This is a genomic window from Streptomyces beihaiensis (assembly GCF_026274175.1).
Classification (GTDB): domain Bacteria; phylum Actinomycetota; class Actinomycetes; order Streptomycetales; family Streptomycetaceae; genus Streptomyces; species Streptomyces beihaiensis.
In genome coordinates this window covers 18,100-35,920 of sequence record NZ_JAPHNL010000294.1, presented here as the reverse complement: position 1 = coordinate 35,920, position 17,821 = coordinate 18,100, and the positions used below count along the sequence as shown (strand labels likewise).

The window sequence follows — 17,821 nt, the reverse complement described above, 5'->3', positions numbered from 1 at the left end:
CTGGCCGGTGCGGGGCGTGCGGTGGCGCCGCCGCGACGCGCGCGCAGCCGGTCCCGCAGGGCCAGGATCAGCTCCTCGGCGCGGGCGGCGGGCCGCTCGCACCAGGGCAGGGCCAGCAGGATGAGCAGCCCCGCGGCCCAGCCGAGCAGCACGTCGCTGAGCCAGTGCGTCCCGAGGTACACGGTGGTCAGGCCGACGCTCAGCGAGATCACCGCGGAGACCGCGGACAGCCAGCGCCGGGCACGCGGCGTGGCGGCCAGGTAGGCGAGGATGCCCCAGGTGACGACCGCGTTGGCGGTGTGCCCCGAAGGAAATATGTCGCCGTTCTGCCACATCTCGTTGGAGCCGATGACGGTGGCGTAGTGCGGGCCGAGCCGCCCCATGCCGAGCTTGGCCGCGCCCACCGTCGCGTTGAGCAGGAGCAGCGAGACGCCGAACATGAGCAGCGGCCGCAGCGTGTGCTGCCGCCATGAGCGCCAGCCCAGCCAGGCCGCCACCATCACGGCCGTGGGCCCGCGCTGGCCCAGGACCACCCAGTAGTCCAGGAAGGCGTGGATGCCGGGCCACTGCTGGTAGGGCCGGAAGAACATGGCCCGCCAGTCGAGGTCGACCAGCGGGGACGTGGTGATGACCGCGGCCACGATGAAGAGGTAGAAGGCCAACGTCAGCCCGAAGAGCACGACGCGGTGCCGGCTCATCGTCGGCATGCTCACGTCGCGTGGCCGTTCGGGCTCGCGGTCGAGTCTCGCGAAGAACCGCTCGATGCGGCGGGTCGCGTTTGGTTTGGTACGCACCCAATCGACGCTACCGCTCGTTCACCGCGGACCAGGACGGAACAGGGCGGTCGTGATGACGATGTGATGTGGGATTGATCTCAGCGTAAGTGTTATCCCCGGGATTTCGTGTAACGCCGACGATAATTTCCCGGAATTCGGTGATCGCCGTCCGGGAACCTTTATATGGCGCGTATAAGGCGCGTTCACCTCCCGATGGTGCTGAATTACCCCACCCGTCACGGCGGGCCGGATCCGTTCAGCCAGAACGCTCCGTACACGGCCGAGACCAGGGCCAGCGCCCCGAGCGCCGTCGCGGCCCGGCCCGTCCGCCACCGCGCGAGTCCCGCCGCGAGCGGCAGCAGCAGCCCGAAAGCGGGCAGCAGCAGCCGTGGCTTCGACCCGAAGTAGCCCGAGGCGCACAGCGCGAGCGCCGTCACGATCCCCGTGTACACCAGCACCGGAACCGGCTGGCGCTGTCGTACCCCGGCCCCGTACAGCCGGACGACCAGAACCACCCCGGCCGCCAGGCCGATCCCGGCGAGCGCGCCGAGCGGCGAGGTGAACTTGTCGGCGACGAAGCGGGCGAAGGCGGCGCCGCCGTCGAACCCGTTGCCCCACTGCCGCTGCACGTCGAGATAGCCGAACAGGCCGCCGCCGGTCCGCAGCCCGACCCACAGCACGTACGCCGCCGCGCCCGCGGGCGCCAGCAGCACCCCCAGGACCAGCCGCCAGGTCACCCGACGCTCACGCGCGATCCACAGTGCGGCTGCCACCCACACCGCCGCCACGACCGCAGCGCCGACCGGCCGCGTGAGACCGGCCGCCGCCGCGAGCAGCCCGGCGCTCACCCAGTGCCGCCGCACGACCGCGTACAGCCCCCACGCCGCGAGCGCCGTGAACAGCGCCTCGCTGTACGCCATCGACGCCACGATCCCGACCGGCAGCGCGCCCCACAGAACGGCCAGGCAGACCCCTGCCCGGGGCCCGTACAGGCGGTCGCCCACCGCGAAGAGGCCCCACGCCGCCGCGAGCGAGGCGCACCAGCTGACCACCAGGCCCGCGTCCGCGCACGACAGCGGTGTGACGCCCGCCACGGCCCGCTCCAGCCACGGCAGCAGCGGGAAGAACGCCAGATTCGAGTGGACGCTCCCGTCCGGCAGCGTCACCGACCAGCCGTAGCCGTGCTCGGCGACCCGCGTGTACCAGAGCGAGTCCCAACGGGCGGTCAGCAGGGTGTGCGGGCTCTTGCCCACCGCCGCGCTCCACAGCGCGAGCGCGACCAGTCCGAGCGCCCGCACCGCCGCGTAGCCGAGCAGGGCGGGCGCCGCCGCGCGCAGGACCGCAGGCGGCGCGTGCGGCCGGTCGGTCGGGTCAGGTGCGTCGGACGTGCCGGGCGCAGTGGTCGGGGCGGTCATCGAACCGATTATCGGGGTCCGCACCCGCGCACCTCACACGGCCCCCGCACCGCAAGAGACCCACAAGTGGCGTACGCCACACCCGCTTGATGGCTCCATGAGAGTTCTGCCACGCGTCAACCGCGCGAACTCGCGTAACCTGACGGATCACTCGCCCTTCGCCGCGGGGCCGGGAGACCGCTCCTCCCGAGCCGGAGACCGTGGGCGTCCCCAGCCCACCGGCCCGCCGAGCGCGAGGACCACTGGGAGGTACGCACATGTCCGGGACGAGCACGGCCACCGGGCCGCTGCGCCGTCGGCAGTCCGCCGCCAGGCCCCGCGTCAACCGCTGGGTCGTCCTCGTCGTCCTGTGCACGAGCCTGCTCCTCGTCGCCCTCGACTCGACCATCCTCTACGTGGCGCTGCCCTCGGTCACCGAGAGCCTCAAGCCCACCTCCGTCGAACTGCTCTGGATCGGCGACGCCTACCCGCTGGTGTGCGCCTCGCTCCTGATCCTGTTCGGCACGCTCGGCGACCGCGTCGGCCGCAGAAAGATCCTGCTGCTCGGGTACGCCCTGTTCGGAGCGGCGTCGGCCCTCGCCGTGCTCGCCGACAGCGCCCAGGTGCTCATCACGGCCCGCGCGCTGCTCGGCATCGGCGGCGCGATGATCATGCCGGCGACCCTGTCGATCCTGCGGGACGTCTTCCCCGACCGGCACGAGCGGGCCGTCGCCATCGGCGTGTGGACCGCGGTCGCCGCGGTCGGCGCCGCCACCGGGCCGGTCCTCGGCGGCTTCCTCGTCGAGCACTTCTGGTGGGGCTCGGTCTTCCTCATCAACATCCCGCTGATGGCGGTCATGCTGCCGGTGTGCCGCCTCCTCGTGCCCGAGTCCAAGGGCCGCTCGGACGGACCCTGGGACCTGTTCGGTGCGCTGGTCGCCGCGCTCGGCGTCCTCGGCGTCGTCTACGGCATCAAGGAGTGGGGCACCACACGCCACCTGTTCGAGGGCCGCGCCGCGCTGCCGTTCCTCGCGGGCGCCCTGCTGCTCGTCCTGTTCGTGCGCCGCCAGCGCCGCCGCGCCCACCCGCTGATCGACATGCGGCTGTTCGCGAAGGCGGCCTTCTCCACATCCGTCGGCTGCATCGTCATCGCCATGCTGGCGCTGGTCGGCCTGGAACTCATCGCCGTCCAGTACCTGCAGCTCGTGCTCGGCCTGAGCCCGCTGGAGACCGGCCTGCGGATGCTGCCGCTGACCTTCGCGGCGATGGCCGCGGGCGTGAGCGGCTCCGCCAACCTGCGCCGCTTCGGCCCGCGCCGCATGGTCTCCTGCGGCTTCGCGCTCACCGCGCTCGCGGTGCTGCTGCTCGTCCTGATGGGCGCGCACGACCGGCCACTGCTGCTCGGCTTCGGCTTCATACTGCTCGGCTTCGGCTTCCAGTCCACGCTCTTCGGGGCGTACGAGTCGATGCTCAGCGAGGCGCCCGCGGACGAGGCCGGGGGAGCGGCCGCGATCGGTGAGACCTCGTACCAGCTCGGCGCGGGCATGGGCATCGCGCTGCTCGGCTCGGTGATGAACGCGGCCTACGCGCCGGCGCTCGGGCACGCGCGGACGGTGCCGGAAGCCGCCCGCCACGCCGCGGGGAACTCGCTCGGTGAGGCGTACCAGGTCGCCGACCGGCTCGGCGGCCCGGCGGGGGACGCGTTGCGCACGGCCGCGCGGACGGCGTTCGTGCACGGCCTCCACGTCACGCTGGTGGTCAGCGCGGCGCTGCTGCTCCTGGGGGCGCTGGCCGCACGGCGACTGCCCCGCATGATGGAGTGCGACGCCCCCGCCGCCCCGGCGGAACCGGACCTGGCCGCGACGGAACCGGCCTCGACGGAACCGGCCGCGACGAAGTCCGCCGCCCCGGACCTGGCCGCGACGGACCTGCCCGCGAAGGGCCTGGCCGCCAGGGACGTGGCCGCGAAGAGCGCGGCTGCGAAGGGCGCGGCCGCGACGAAACTGCCGCAGGCCGAAGTGACCGCGCGGCGCCCGGCCTCACGGGCCGAGTCGTCGGTGGCCTGACCCCGGGCGGCCCTGGAGGACCGGAGAGGGGGGCGGGTCCGGGCGGACGGACCTGCCCCGCTCAGCTCTGGTTGAAGAACCCGTCCGTCGGGGCGGCGGCCTCCCGGCCGGAGACGATCTGCGTGTCGGCCGGGGTGAGCAGGAACACGCGGTTGGCGACCCGGTCGATCGAACCGCGCAGACCGAAGATGAGCCCCGCCGCGAAGTCGACGACACGCTTGGCGTCGCCGGGCTCCATCGACGTGAGGTTCATGACGACCGGGACGCCGTCCCGGAACATCTCCCCGATCCGTCGCGCGTCCCGGAAGCTGTCCGGGGTCACGGTCCCGATCCGGCGGCCGTCCTCCTCGGCCTTCTCCTCGGCGACCTTCACGCGCGGGTCCGTCACCCAGGCGTCACCGGGCTCGGGCCCCTCGGCCCGGTCGTCGTCGTAACCGTCGTAGTAACGCTCGTCATCGTTGTCGTCGACGAGGCCAAGCCAGGCACTCGCCTTGCGCACCGATCCCATGGACGCCTCCTCTCACAGCGGTTCCTCTGCGTTCCGCATGTCGTCGTGCATCCCCAATGTTCGTCCATGATGCAGATGTCACGCCAAGGGGATAGCCGCCGCGCGGGGTTTTCGTGACGGTACTGGTGCACAGTCAACACGGTGTTGCCCCGCTGTTCCCAAGGGCTGTGCGGGGTACGGCTGCTGACAGTGAGTGAAATATTATTTGCGACGGCGTTCGGGTGACGACTGGTGTGTCCGGGTGATCGGATGGCCGGATACGATGCCTGGCGTCTGGTCGGCCGGGCGCGTACCGGCTGCCGCGCACAGGCTGTGCCGCACCGGTTGACGCACCGTCATGCGGCGTACGGGGGAGTCGCCTTGTTCGGAATCGTCCGGCCCTGCGGCCATCGGCTCGGCGAAGGACTCAAGACGCAGTGGATGGCTCATCTGTGCGGGCTGTGCCTGGCGCTGCGCGGTGACCACGGACAGTTCGCCAGGATCGTCACGAACTACGACGGCCTGCTGGTCTCGGTTCTGACGGAGGCTCAGTCCGAGCGGTCCAGCGATCGGCGCCGCCGGGCAGGGCCCTGCCCGTTGCGTGGCATGCGCACCGCCTCCGTAGCGCAGGGCGAGGGCGCGCGGCTCGCCGCCGCCGTCTCGCTCGTGCTCGCCTCGGCGAAGGTGCGCGACCATGTCGACGACCGCGACGGCCTGTTCGCCCGCAGGCCCGTGGCGGCCGCCGCCCGCAAGGTCGCCGCGAACTGGGGGAGGGCCGGTGCCCGTACGGGAACCGACGTGGGCTTCGACACCGCCGTCCTGCTCGACGCCGTGGAGCGGCAGACCGGCATCGAGGCGCTCGCCGGGCCCGGCACCTCGCTGCTCACGGTGACCGAGCCGACCGAGACCGCGACCGCGGCCGCCTTCGCGCACACCGCGGTGCTGGCCGGGCGACCGGGCAACGCCGAACCGCTCGCCGAGGCGGGGCGGCTGTTCGGCCGGCTCGCGCATCTCCTCGACGCCGTGGAGGACCTGGCAAACGACACCGCGTCCGGCGCGTGGAACCCGCTCACCGCGACCGGCACCGACCTGGCCGAGGCCCGGCGGCTCGCCGACGACGCGGTGCACGGCGTCCGGCTCGCGCTGCGCGAGGCCGACTTCGTGGACGGCCGCCTCGCCCACCTGCTGCTCGCACACGAGTTGGGGCGGTCGGTGGACCGGGTGTTCGGCACGGGCGGCTGCGTCAGGGGGCACGTGGAACGCGGAGAGGGACACGGCGACGGCCGGCGCGGGGGCCAGGGCGGTGGCTGGGTGCCGACCGGCGCGCCAGGCAGCCCGTACGCGCCGACCGGCTCGGGCTCGTACGCGCCCGGGAACCCGTACGCCTCCGGCGATCCGTACGGTGGCGGAAATCCGTACGCGGGCGGGGGGACGGGCGGTCCGGGCGGGCCCGCAGGCCCCGGCGGCCCGGGCGGCGGGCCCTCGTTCCAGCCGCCGAAGCCCGGCAGACGCGGGTTCTGGGCGGGCTGTTTCGCCGCGGTCGGGCTCTGCTGCACCTGCAAGGTGTGCTGCGCCGACGAGTTCGAGGGGCCCTGGTCGCGCAAGAAACGCGGGGGGCTGTGCGACAACTGCGACGACTGCTGCGATTGCTGTGAGTACTGCGAGGTGTGCCAGTGCTGCGAGTGCCTGGACTGCTGTGACTGCTGCGACTGCTGACGGGGTGGTGAGGCGGAGTCCCACCGGCCCCCGTGCTCTTGTGCGTTGACGGTCGGGGCGTCAGTATCCAACGCGTGCGCGTCCGTATGTCAGGGACGCGTCACCGCTCAGCGTATGCGTCTCTTCTTCGCTCCGTTCGACTCGATCGACACACCGGAGGAACACTGTGAGATCCACACGCACCAGCCTCCTCGCCGCCGCCGCGGGGCTCGCCGCCGTCACCGCGGTCGGCCTGCCCGGCGCCCACGCGGCCGAGCCGCACGCATACAGCGCCGCCCGTCTCGCCCATGCCGCCGACGCGGTGGACAGCGCCTCGGTCGGCGGTACCGCCTGGTACGTGGACCGGGCCGCGGACAAGGTCGTCGTCACGGCCGACAGCACCGTCTCGCAGGCCGCCCTCGCCCGGATGACGAAGGCCGCGGGCGCCGACGCCGGAGCGGTGGAGGTGCGGCGCACCACCGGGGAGTTCCGTACGCTGCTCTCCGCGGGCGACGCCATCTACGGCGGCCAGTACCGCTGTTCGCTCGGCTTCAACGTGCGCAGCGGGTCCACGTACTACTTCCTCACCGCGGGCCACTGCGGCAAGGCCGCCAACTACTGGTACACCGACCTGGCCCACAAGACGGCCATCGGCCCCACCGTCGGCGCCAGCTTCCCGAACAACGACTACGCGCTCGTGCGCTACGACAACACCTCGCTCAGCCACCCCGGCGGCTACAGCGCCGCCGACGCCTACGTCGGTGAGTCGGTCAAGCGCACCGGTTCGACCAGCGGCACCCACAGCGGGAGGGTCACCGGCCTCAACGCGACGGTCCACTACTCCGACGGCGGCACCGTGCGTGGCCTGATCCAGACCGACGTCTGCGCCGAACCGGGCGACTCCGGCGGCCCGATGTACGACGGGACGAAGGCCCTCGGCCTCACCTCCGGCGGCAGCGGCGACTGCAAGACCGGCGGCACGACCTTCTTCCAGCCCGTCCCCGAGGCGCTGAAGGCGTACAAGGTCTCCCTCTACTAGAGCGGCTACGAGCCGTGCGGCACGCGGCCGAAAGCGCTCTCTTGCGCCGTCCGGCCGCGTGGCCCGATACTTTCGCGCAGCGCCTTGTCAGGGGCACGGCAAAAATACCGGTGAACCCGGACGCCGTGCCCCCGACCGCGCCTCACGGGCCCCGACCCCACGCGGGCCCCCGACTTCCCTCGGGAGGAACGACCAGTGAGGAACAAGCGCACCACCCCCCGCAGCGGCACAGCGAGACGCACCCGGCTCCTCGCGGTGGGCACCGGCCTGCTCGCCGCCGCCGCGTTCGCCGCCCCCACGGCCCACGCGGCCCCGGCCCCCCACACGTTCAGCGCCGCCGAACTCGGCAAGGCGGACACCGCCGTGCGCGCGGCGGACGTGCCCGGCACCGCATGGGCCGTCGACGCGAAGGCCCACAAGGTCCTCGTGACCGTCGACAGCACGGTCTCGCGGGCCGAGATCAACAAGATCGAGAAGACGGCGGGCGCCATGGCCGGCGCCCTGGAGATCCGGCACACGCCCGGCACGTTCAAGAAGCTCATCTCCGGTGGCGACGCCATCTACGGCGGCCAGTACCGCTGCTCGCTCGGCTTCAACGTCCAGGACAACAGCGGCAACTACTACTTCCTCACCGCCGGTCACTGCGGTCGGGTCGCGGGCACCTGGTACGCCGACGGCAGCCACTTCACGACGCTCGGCACCACCCAGGACTACAGCTTCCCCGGCAACGACTACGCGCTGGTGAAGTACACCAACAGCTCCATCTACCACCCGGGCACGGTGGGCGGCCAGGACATCACCCGGGCCGCGACGCCGTCGGTGGGCACCACCGTCTACCGCCGTGGCTCGACCACGGGCACGCACAGCGGCACGGTCACCGCGCTCAACGCCACCGTGAACTACGGCAGCGACGGCATCGTCTACGGTCTCATCCAGACGAACGTCTGCGCTGAGGGCGGCGACTCCGGCGGCCCGCTCTACGCGGGTACCACCGCGTACGGTCTCACCTCCGGCGGCAGCGGCGACTGCACGTCCGGCGGCACGACGTTCTTCCAGCCGGTCACCGAGGCACTCAACGCGTACGGCGTGCACGTCTACTGACGCCCTGACGCCCTGACGCCCTGACGCCCTGACGCCCTGACGCCCTGACGTACGGACGCCCTGACGTACGGACGCACGGACGTCGGACCCCGGAGCCCCCGCGGGCCGTTCAACGGCCCGCGGGGGCTCTTCCGTTGCACCGACGCGAGGGCTGCCGCGCGCGTCCGTGACGGCACGGGCAGGGTCTGAACGCACGGTGAACCACCTCGGCGAGATTCTTGTGAAAGGTTTCACAAGTGCGCAAAGGTCTCATGACCCCCTGTGTTTTCGCAGGTCGAGGCAGGTTTCCACGGGTTCTTCGCCGTCCGCCAGGGACTTTCTTCCCGGCGGATGGGGCCCTTGTCCGGCCTCCGTGCGGAGCGCTGAGGTGTGGAATTGAAACATCAGCGGAAAAGGTCGCGGAGAAGGAGATCCTGCCGTGGATGCCGTAGAGAGCGAAGGCACGGTCGAGGGCATGGTCGACGGGCTGGTCGAGCGGGCGCTGGCGGCGCTGACCCGGTTCGAGACGTACGACCAGGACCAGGTGGACCACATCGTCAAGAAGGCGTCGCTGGCGGCGCTCAGCCACCACGGAGAGCTGGCGAAGGCCGCCGTCGAGGAGACCGGGCGCGGCCTGTTCGAGGACAAGGCGGTCAAGAACCTCTTCGCGTGCGAGCACGTCGTCAACTCGATGCGCGGTCTGAAGACGGCCGGAGTCGTCTCCCGCGACGAGATCAACGGCATCACCGAGATCGCCGAACCGGTCGGCGTCGTCTGCGCGATGACCCCCGTCACCAACCCCACCTCGACGACGATCTTCAAGGCGCTGATCGCCCTGAAGACCCGTAACCCCATCGTCTTCGCCTTCCACCCCGGCGCCCAGAGGTGCTCCGCCGAGGCCGCCCGCGTCGTGCGCGACGCCGCCGTCGAGGCCGGTGCGCCCGAGGACTGCGTGCAGTGGATCGAGGAGCCGTCGATGGCGGCGACCGGCCTGCTCATGAACCACCAGGGCGTCTCCACCATCCTCGCCACCGGCGGCAACGCCATGGTCAAGGCCGCCTACTCGTGCGGCAAGCCGGCCCTCGGCGTCGGCGCGGGCAACGTCCCCGCGTACGTCGCCAAGGACGCCAGGCTGGGGCGTGCCGTCCACGACATCGTCCTGTCCAAGGCGTTCGACAACGGCATGATCTGCGCCTCCGAACAGGCCGTGATCTTCGACCAGGAGATCTACGAGGACGGTGTCGCCGAGCTCAAGCGGCTGGGGGCGCACCTCCTCACGGCCGCCGAGAAGACCAAGGTGGAGGAGTTCGTCTTCGGCACCACCGCCTACGGCAACGACTGCGCGGGCGCGGGGCTCAACGCCGCCGTCGTCGGCAAGCCGGCGCGGTGGATCGCCGAACACGCCGGGTTCGAGGTCCCCGACGGCACCTCGATCCTGGTCGCCGAGTGCGCCGAGGTCGGCCCCGCCGAGCCGCTCACCCGCGAGAAGCTCTCCCCGGTGCTCGCCGCGCTGAGGGCCGACGACACCGAGCACGGCCTGCGGCTGTCCGCGCAGATGGTCGAGTTCGACGGACTCGGCCACTCCGCCGCCGTCCACACCGAGGACGAGGCGCTCGCCGAGGAGTTCGGCAGGCGGGTCAAGGCGGTCCGCGTCATCGTCAACTCGCCCTCCACCTTCGGCGGCATCGGCGACGTCTACAACGCGTTCCTGCCGTCGCTGACCCTGGGCTGCGGCTCCTACGGCCACAACTCGGTCTCCGACAACGTCTCCGCGGTCAACCTCGTCAACATCAAGCGGATCGGGCGGCGCAACACCAACATGCAGTGGTACAAGATCCCGCCGAAGATCTACTTCGAGCGCAACGCCGTCAAGTACCTCGCCGAGATGGACGACGTGCACCGGGTCACCCTCGTCACCGACCGCACCATGGGCGAGATCGGCTTCGTGCGACGGGTCACCGACATCCTCGACTCCCGCAGGGAACCGGTCACCGTGCAGGTCATCGACAACGTCGAACCCAACCCCGAGCTGGCCACCGTGCGAGCGGGCGCGGCCGCCATGCGGGACTTCGGGCCGGACACGATCGTCGCGCTCGGCGGCGGCTCGCCGATGGACGCCGCGAAGATCATGTGGCTGATGTACGAGCACCCGGAGATCGAGTTCGCGGACACGAAGGAGAAGTTCTTCGACATCCGCAAGCGCGCCTACACGTTCCCGCAACTGGGCGAGAAGGCGAAGCTCGTCGCCGTACCGACCACGTCGGGCACCGGCTCGGAGGTCACCCCGTTCGCGGTCATCTCCGACCCGACCGCCGCCCAGAAGTACCCCCTCGCCGACTACGCGCTCACCCCGAACGTGGCGATCGTCGACCCGCTGCTGCCGCTGAACCTGCCGCCGCACGTCACCGCCGACTCCGGCTTCGACGCGCTGACCCACGCCACCGAGGCGTACGTCTCCGTCTACGCCAACGACTTCACCGACGGCCAGTGCCTCCAGGCCATCAAGCTCATCTTCGAGAACCTGGAAGCCTGCGTGAAGGAGGGCGCCAAGAACCCCGAGGCGCGCGAGAGGATGCACAACGCCTCCACCATCGCGGGCATGGCCTTCGCCAACGCCTTCCTCGGCCTGGTGCACGCCATGGCGCACACCCTGGGCAACACCTTCCACGTCGCCCACGGCCGCACCAACGCGCTGCTCCTGCCGCACGTCATCCGGCACAACGGCACCGTCTCGCACAAGGCGACCCCGTGGCCGAAGGCCGAGACGTACAAGGCGCCCGAGCGGTTCCAGGAGATCGCGAGGACGCTGGGCCTGCCGGCCGCCACCCCCGAGGAGGGCGTGGAGTCGTACGCGAAGGCCGTCGAGGAACTCCGTGACCGCTGCGGCATCCCGGCCTCCTTCCAGGCCGAGGGCGTCGACGAGCAGGCATTCATCGAGGCCCTGCCGCAGCAGGCCATGAACGCCTACGCCGACCAGTGCGCGCCCGCCAACCCGCGGATGCCGATGCTCGACGAGATGCAGCGGCTGATGCGGCAGGCGTACTACGGCAACCGGGAGGGCGCCGCTCAGCAGGCCGCGTGGCGCCTGACTCCTGACGCCTGACACGAGGTCACGCCGGAGCCCGCCGATGCCTCACGCGTCGGCGGGCTCCGGCGTCGGCTCCCGCTTCGCCGGCGGCACCGGGCGCCGGGAAGCGGCCCATCGGGAGTGCCTGACGCCCCCGTGGGGAGGCCCTCACCCGACCGGCGAGCAGCTGCCCGGGGCCGCCGATGAGGAAGTCGACCGGAGGGACGACGGAGACCGTGGGCTTCTCGGGGAGGACGCCCGCGTCGATCCCGGCCCCGTACAGAACGAGAAGTTCACCGGACTCCTCCGGCCGGCGAGGCCGGTGCCGGGCTCGCGGGGGCGGCCGCCTCGGCGTCGCCGCCCCGCTTCGCGCGCAGCCAGGCCACCAGCAGCGCCACCGCGATGCCGGCCACCGCCCACCCGGACAGGACGAGCAGCGCGCTGGTGACGTCGTTGCCCTCGAAGTACGCGATGGAGCGCGCCACCCACGTTCCCGCGCCCGGCGGCAGCCACGGCCCGATCGCCTTCCAGAACGGCGGCAGCATCGGCAGCGGGAAGGCGCCGCCCGCGCTCGGGTTGCCCGCGACGACGACCAGCAGTACCGCGAGGCCGATACCGACGATGCCGGTCAGCTCCACCAGGGCGAGGGTGAGCGCGCCGACCGAGAGGGTGACGAGCGTGCCGAGCCCGGTCAGTGCCCAGAAGGAGCCGGGCAGCGCGCCCAGGATCGAGTCGCCGACGAGGGCTGCGCCGCCGAGCCCGCCCGCGAAGGAGACGAGAGCCAGCGTGCCGAGCCGGATCAGCGCGCGGTGTGGGCTGGCCGGTTTGGAGCCCGAGCTGACGGTCATGATCGACGCGCACAGATAGCCGCCGACGCACCAGCCGACGACGAGGTAGAACGACGAGAGCCCGTCGAAGTCCTGGGGCGAGGCCGGTGCCACGTCCACGGTCCTCACCGTGCGCTTCTGCGGCGTCTCGAGCGCGATGGTGATGGTGTCCAGGGCGTTCGACAGGACGGTGCCGCCGCCGGACGCGACGAGCAGGGTGTCCTGGGTGCCGCGCGGGTCGAGGACCAGGGCGCCGTCGATGTCCCGGTTCATGATCTGGTGTCGGGCCGTCTTCTCGTCGGAGACCACCCGGGGGTCGAGCGGCGAGCCCGGCAGTTTCGACAGCCGCTGTTCGGCCTGCTTGGCCACGGCGGGCAGCGGCGCCACGACACCGAAGGGCACGTCCTTCGGCTTCGGGCTGTGCAGCGCCCCCACGTACGAGGCGATGAACAGCAGCTGCAGGGCGAGCACACCGATCACGAGGATCGCGGCCCTGGGTGTGACGGCGTTCTTGAACTCGTCGGCGAACTTCATGCCCCCACCGTCCGGCGGCGCCCGCGTGCCCGCAGGCGGGGTGGGCCGAACGGGTTTCGAACGGATCGGAGGCGGCGTTCGATCAAGATCGCACGAACGTTCGAAAACTGGTCTATGGTGGAGGGCGGGGGAGGTGAGATCCGATGGGCTCGAGGTGTGCTGGAGGTGCGTGTGACGGGCTTCACGCATCTGCACGCGGTGTCCGGCTTCTCCGTACGGTACGGAGCCTCGCACCCGGAGCTGCTGGCCGAGCGTGCCGCCGAGCGCGGCATGGACGCCCTGGCCCTCACCGACCGTGACACGGTCGCCGGAGCCGTCCGGTTCGCCAAGGCGTGCGCCAAGCACGGCGTGCGGCCGTTGTTCGGCACCGAGCTCGCGGTCGGCGTCCCCGAGCGCGGCGAACGGCGCAGGCCGCCGGTCCGCGGCGGCGCCTTCGTCGACGAGTCGGCACCCCGGGCCACCTTCCTCGCCCGCGACGGCGCCCGCGGCTGGGCCGAGCTGTGCCGCATGATCACCGCCGCGCACGCGCGGGGCGGCGGCCCCCAGGACGTACGGCTGCCGTGGCCGGACAACCACGGCGACGGCCTGACCGTGCTGCTCGGCCCCGCCTCCGACGTGGGCCGCGCGCTCGCCGCCGGACGCCCCGACAAGGCGGCCGTGCTGCTCGCCCCCTGGCGCGAGATCTACGGCGACGCCCTGCGCCTCGAAGCCGTCCACCACGGCAGGAAGGGCACGGGCCCCGGCTCCCTGCGCCTGGCCGCGCGCACGGTGGGCTTCGCCGCCGAACAGGGCGTACGCCCCGTCCTCACGGGCGACGTCCGGTACGCCGACCCGGGCTCGGGCCCCGTCGCCGACGTCCTGGACGCCGCGCGGCGCCTGGTCCCGGTCGACCCGGCCAAGGAACTCGACACCGGCGAACGGTGGCTCAAGGACGCCGCCGCCATGCTGCACACCGCCGAGCGGATCGTGGAGGCGGCCGGCTTCCGCCGCGACACGGCGTACCGGCTGATGGAGCAGACGCAGGCCACGGCCGCCGCATGCCTGGTCGACCCCGAGGACGACCTCGGCATCGGCTCCGTACGCTTCCCCGAACCCCGGCTGGTCGGCGCCGACCGCCGCACCGCGCAGCGCGTCCTCGCCTCCCGCGCGGCGGCCGGAATGGTCCGCCTCGGCCACGCTGACCAGCGCGGGTACTGGGAACGCCTCCACCGCGAACTGGACGTGGTGGCCCACCACGACTTCGCCACCTACTTCCTCACGGTCGCCCAGGTCGTCGACGACGTACGGAAGAGGGGCATCAGGGTCGCCGCACGCGGCTCGGGCGCGGGCTCGCTGATCAACTACCTCCTCGGCATCGCGAACGCCGACCCCGTCGAACACGGCCTGCTCATGGAGCGTTTCCTGTCGAAGCGGCGTCTGGCCCTGCCCGACATCGACATCGACGTCGAGTCCGCGCGCCGTCTGGAGGTCTATCGCGCGATCATCGACCGGTTCGGCACCGAACGCGTCGCGACCGTCGCGATGCCGGAGACCTACCGGGTGCGCCACGCGATCCGCGACGTCGGCGCCGCCCTGTCCATGGACCCCGCCGACATCGACCGCGTCGCCAAGGCGTTCCCGCACATCCGCGCGCGCGACGCCCGCGCGGCGATGCGGGAGCTTCCCGAACTGAAGGAGGTGGCGGGCGAGTTCGCCCCGGACGCGAACGGCTTCAACCACCGCCTGTGGGACCTGGTCGAGGCGCTCGACGCGCTGCCGCGCGGTGTCGCCATGCACCCGTGCGGGGTGCTGCTCTCCGACGCCTCGCTGCTCGCCCGCACCCCGACCGTGCCGACCAGCGGCGAGGGTTTCCCCATGTCCCAGTTCGACAAGGAGGACGTGGAGGACCTCGGGCTGCTCAAGCTGGACGTGCTCGGCGTGCGGATGCAGTCGGCGATGGCGCACGCGCTGGGCGAGCTCGAACGGGCCACGGGCGAGTCCGTGGACCTGGACGCGGTGCCGCGGGGCGACGGACGGACGTACCGGCTCATCAAGTCCGCGGAGACGCTCGGCTGCTTCCAGATCGAGTCGCCGGGACAGCGGGACCTGATCGGACGGCTCCAGCCGGAGAACTTCCACGACCTGGTCGTGGACATCTCGCTCTTCCGTCCGGGACCGGTCGCCGCCGACATGGTGCGCCCGTTCATCGAGGCGCGCCACGGCCGGGCGCCCGTCCGCTACCCGCACCCCGACCTGGAGGAGGCGCTGCGCGAGACGTACGGCGTGGTCGTCTTCCACGAGCAGATCATCAAGATCGTCGACATCATGACGGGCTGCGGCCGTGACGAGGCCGACCGGGTCAGGCGCGGCCTGTCCGACCCCGAGTCGCAGGGCCGCATCCGGTTCTGGTTCGCCCAGCGGGCGGCGGAGCGCGGCTACGACACCGACACGATCGCGCGGACCTGGGAGATCGTGGAGGCGTTCGGCAGCTACGGCTTCTGCAAGGCGCACGCGGTGGCGTTCGCCGTGCCCACCTACCAGTCGGCGTGGCTGAAGGCGCACCACCCGGCGGCGTTCTACGCGGGGCTGCTCACGCACGACCCGGGCATGTACCCGAAGCGGCTGTTGCTCGCGGACGCGCGGCGGCGCGGGGTGCCGGTGCTGCCGCTGGACGTGAACCGGTCCGCGGTCGCACACCGTATCGAACTGGTGTCCGATGGTGGGGGCGGGGCGGAGCCGGTGGAGCGCTGGGGCGTGCGGCTCGCCCTCTCCGACGTCTACGGGATCAGCGAGGCGGAGGCCGCGCGGATCGAGGCGGGCCGGCCGTACGCGTCGCTGCTCGACTTCTGGGAACGGGCCCGCCCCAGCCGCCCGCTCGCCACCCGGCTCGCCCAGGTCGGCGCGCTCGACGCGTTCGGCGCCAACCGCCGAGATCTGCAACTGCACCTGACGGAGTTGCAGCGCTCCGGGCGGGGCGCGGGCGGCGCCCAGCTGCCGCTGTCCGGAGGAAGGCGCACGGCATCGGCCGGGCTGCCCGACCTCGGCGACGCCGAGCGGCTCAGCGCCGAACTCGGTGTGCTCGGCATGGACGCCTCCCGTCACCTCATGGCCGACCACGAGGCGTTCCTGCGGGACCTGGGCGTGGTGTCGGCGCGCCGCCTCAGGGAGGCCGAACACGGGCGGACGGTCCTTGTGGCAGGCGCGAAGGCGGCGACCCAGACCCCGCCCGTCCGTTCGGGCAAGCGGGTCGTGTTCACCACGCTCGACGACGGCACGGGCCTGGTCGACCTGGCCTTCTTCGACGACGCGCACGCCGCGTGCGCGCACACCGTCTTCCACTCGTGGCTGCTGCTGGTCCGCGGCCAGGTGCAGCGGCGCGGCCCGCGCAGCCTGAGCGTGGTGGGGCAGGCGGCGTGGAACCTGGCGGAGCTGGTGGAGGTATACCGGGAGCACGGCCTCGACGAGGTGGCGCGGCGGATGGCGGCCACGCCGGAGCCGCGTCCGGAGGCGGAAGGAGGCGCGGAGGCGACGGACGGGCGGCGCATCCGGCTCTCCACGGGCTACGAGATGCACCCGTGGGCCGACCTGAAGCCGGCCGGTGAGGACGTGCCGGGACGGCGGCGGAAGCTGTGGCACCAGAGTCCGGGAAGCGCGGGGTGAGAGAGCATGAGAGAGCAGGTGAGAGAGATGGAGCGACAGGAGAACCCCGACGTACTGTGCGTACGATTCCTGCTGACGCCCGCACAGGAGGCGCGGCTGCCCGAACTCCTGGCCCTGCTGAACGACTTCAGCCCGACGGTGCAGGCGCTCCCGCCGGACGCCGCGCTGGTCGATCTCGGCGGCGCCGAACGATACTTCGGCCGCGACGCCCGCCAGATCGCCTCGGTGATCCGGCTCCGGGCCGTGGCCCTGTACGGCGTGGCGTGCGCCATCGGCGCCGGCCTCGGCCCCATGGCCGCGCGCATGGCGGCACGCGAGGCGGAGCCCGGAACGACGTACGTCGTCACCGACGCCGCCGCCCACCTCGCCGGCCGGCCCGTCACCGAGCTGCCCGGCGTCGGGCCCGCCACCGCCCGCACCCTGTGCGAGTACGGCCTCGACACGGTCGGCCGCGTCGCCGCCGCGCCGCTGTCCACGCTGCAACGCCTGACCACGGCCCGTACCGGCCGCGAACTACGCGAGAAGGCGCACGGAGTGGACCGCACCAAGGTCACCCCGAACGCCGCCGCACGCTCGATGGCCGCCGAACGCACCTTCACCCGCGACGAGTTGGACCCGCACCGCCATCGCCGCGCCCTGCTCGCCACCGCCGACGAGCTGGGTGCGCGGATGCGGGACGACGGCCAGGTCTGCCGCGCCCTGACCCTCACGATCCGCTACGCCGACCGCTCGACGACCGTACGCACCCGGTCTCTCACCGAACCGACCGCGCACTCGGCGGCGCTGGTCGGGTCCGCGTACCGGCTGTACGAGGCGCTCGGCCTCCAGCGCGCCCGGGTCCGCGGCATCGCGCTGCGCGCCGAGGGCCTGGCCCCCGCCGAAACGGCGTCGCACCAGCTGACCTTCGACCCCGCGGACGCCCGTGCCAGGGCCCTGGAAGCCGCGACGGACCGCGCCCGGGCCAGGTTCGGCCCCGGCGCGGTCGTTCCCGCGGCGCTTGCGGCGTGAGCGCGCCGCGCCGTACGGGGCCGCCGGCCTGCGCCGCGGGCGGCGCCGACGACGCGCGCCCGGCCACGACGGGGTGCGGCTCCGCGCCAACGCCCTGATGCGGGAGAACCGGAAACCGTATCCACGGTAGGGACACGAGGTCGTGGAGCGCCGGGTCGACGGCCCCCACGACCGCGTCCACTACCGCAAGCGTCTGAGTCGCATCTGAC

At 72.3% G+C, this 17,821-nt stretch carries 11 protein-coding genes and 1 pseudogene; 8 read left to right on the top strand and 4 right to left on the bottom strand.

The window, feature by feature from the left end:
• Positions 1–794, bottom strand: a 794-nt coding sequence (locus tag OFY01_RS25905) for a phosphatase PAP2 family protein (RefSeq protein ID WP_266603815.1), incomplete at its 3' end; no start/stop codon positions are given.
• A gap of 218 nt (positions 795–1,012) precedes the next feature.
• A complete protein-coding gene (locus OFY01_RS25900; RefSeq protein WP_266603813.1) occupies positions 1,013–2,191 on the bottom strand; it encodes a hypothetical protein in 1,179 nt (392 codons plus the stop codon).
• A gap of 257 nt (positions 2,192–2,448) precedes the next feature.
• Here OFY01_RS25900 and OFY01_RS25895 point away from each other — a divergent pair, with 257 nt between their 5' ends.
• A complete protein-coding gene (locus OFY01_RS25895) occupies positions 2,449–4,236 on the top strand; it encodes an MFS transporter (RefSeq protein ID WP_266603812.1) in 1,788 nt (595 codons plus the stop codon).
• Between the two features lie 61 nt (positions 4,237–4,297).
• Here the strand turns inward: OFY01_RS25895 and OFY01_RS25890 are convergent, their stop codons facing one another.
• The gene (locus OFY01_RS25890; RefSeq protein ID WP_266603810.1) at positions 4,298–4,744 is read right to left on the bottom strand and encodes a cell division protein SepF; all 447 of its coding nucleotides are present in this window, start codon (positions 4,742–4,744) and stop codon (positions 4,298–4,300) included.
• A gap of 360 nt (positions 4,745–5,104) precedes the next feature.
• Between OFY01_RS25890 and OFY01_RS25885 the strand changes: the two genes are divergently transcribed.
• The 4 genes from OFY01_RS25885 to adhE all read left to right on the top strand — a co-directional run bounded on the left by OFY01_RS25885 (position 5,105) and on the right by adhE (position 11,640).
• Positions 5,105–6,439 (top strand): DUF5685 family protein, encoded by a 1,335-nt coding sequence (locus OFY01_RS25885; protein ID WP_266603808.1) that lies wholly within the window; start codon positions 5,105–5,107, stop codon positions 6,437–6,439.
• A 166-nt stretch (positions 6,440–6,605) separates the two neighbouring features.
• Positions 6,606–7,457, top strand: coding sequence for a S1 family peptidase (locus OFY01_RS25880; protein ID WP_266603806.1), 852 nt, complete (start codon positions 6,606–6,608; stop codon positions 7,455–7,457).
• Positions 7,458–7,652: 195 nt separating this feature from the next.
• Entirely contained in the window at positions 7,653–8,558 is a 906-nt protein-coding gene (locus OFY01_RS25875; protein ID WP_266603805.1) for a S1 family peptidase, read from the top strand.
• 418 nt (positions 8,559–8,976) lie between these two features.
• A complete protein-coding gene (gene adhE / locus OFY01_RS25870; RefSeq protein ID WP_266603803.1) occupies positions 8,977–11,640 on the top strand; it encodes a bifunctional acetaldehyde-CoA/alcohol dehydrogenase in 2,664 nt (887 codons plus the stop codon).
• A 257-nt stretch (positions 11,641–11,897) separates the two neighbouring features.
• Here adhE and OFY01_RS25865 read toward each other — a convergent pair whose 3' ends face one another.
• A complete protein-coding gene (locus OFY01_RS25865) occupies positions 11,898–12,965 on the bottom strand; it encodes a DUF3533 domain-containing protein (RefSeq protein ID WP_266603801.1) in 1,068 nt (355 codons plus the stop codon).
• A 171-nt stretch (positions 12,966–13,136) separates the two neighbouring features.
• Between OFY01_RS25865 and OFY01_RS25860 the strand changes: the two genes are divergently transcribed.
• The 3 genes and pseudogenes from OFY01_RS25860 to OFY01_RS25850 all read left to right on the top strand — a co-directional run.
• Entirely contained in the window at positions 13,137–16,604 is a 3,468-nt protein-coding gene (locus OFY01_RS25860) for a DNA polymerase III subunit alpha (protein ID WP_266603799.1), read from the top strand.
• A gap of 27 nt (positions 16,605–16,631) precedes the next feature.
• Complete coding sequence (locus OFY01_RS25855) at positions 16,632–17,612, top strand: DNA polymerase Y family protein (protein WP_266603797.1); 981 nt, start codon at positions 16,632–16,634, stop codon at positions 17,610–17,612.
• Positions 17,613–17,664: 52 nt separating this feature from the next.
• Positions 17,665–17,820, top strand: a pseudogene (locus tag OFY01_RS25850) (GNAT family N-acetyltransferase); the annotation flags it as partial.
• Position 17,821: the final 1 nt, after the last annotated feature.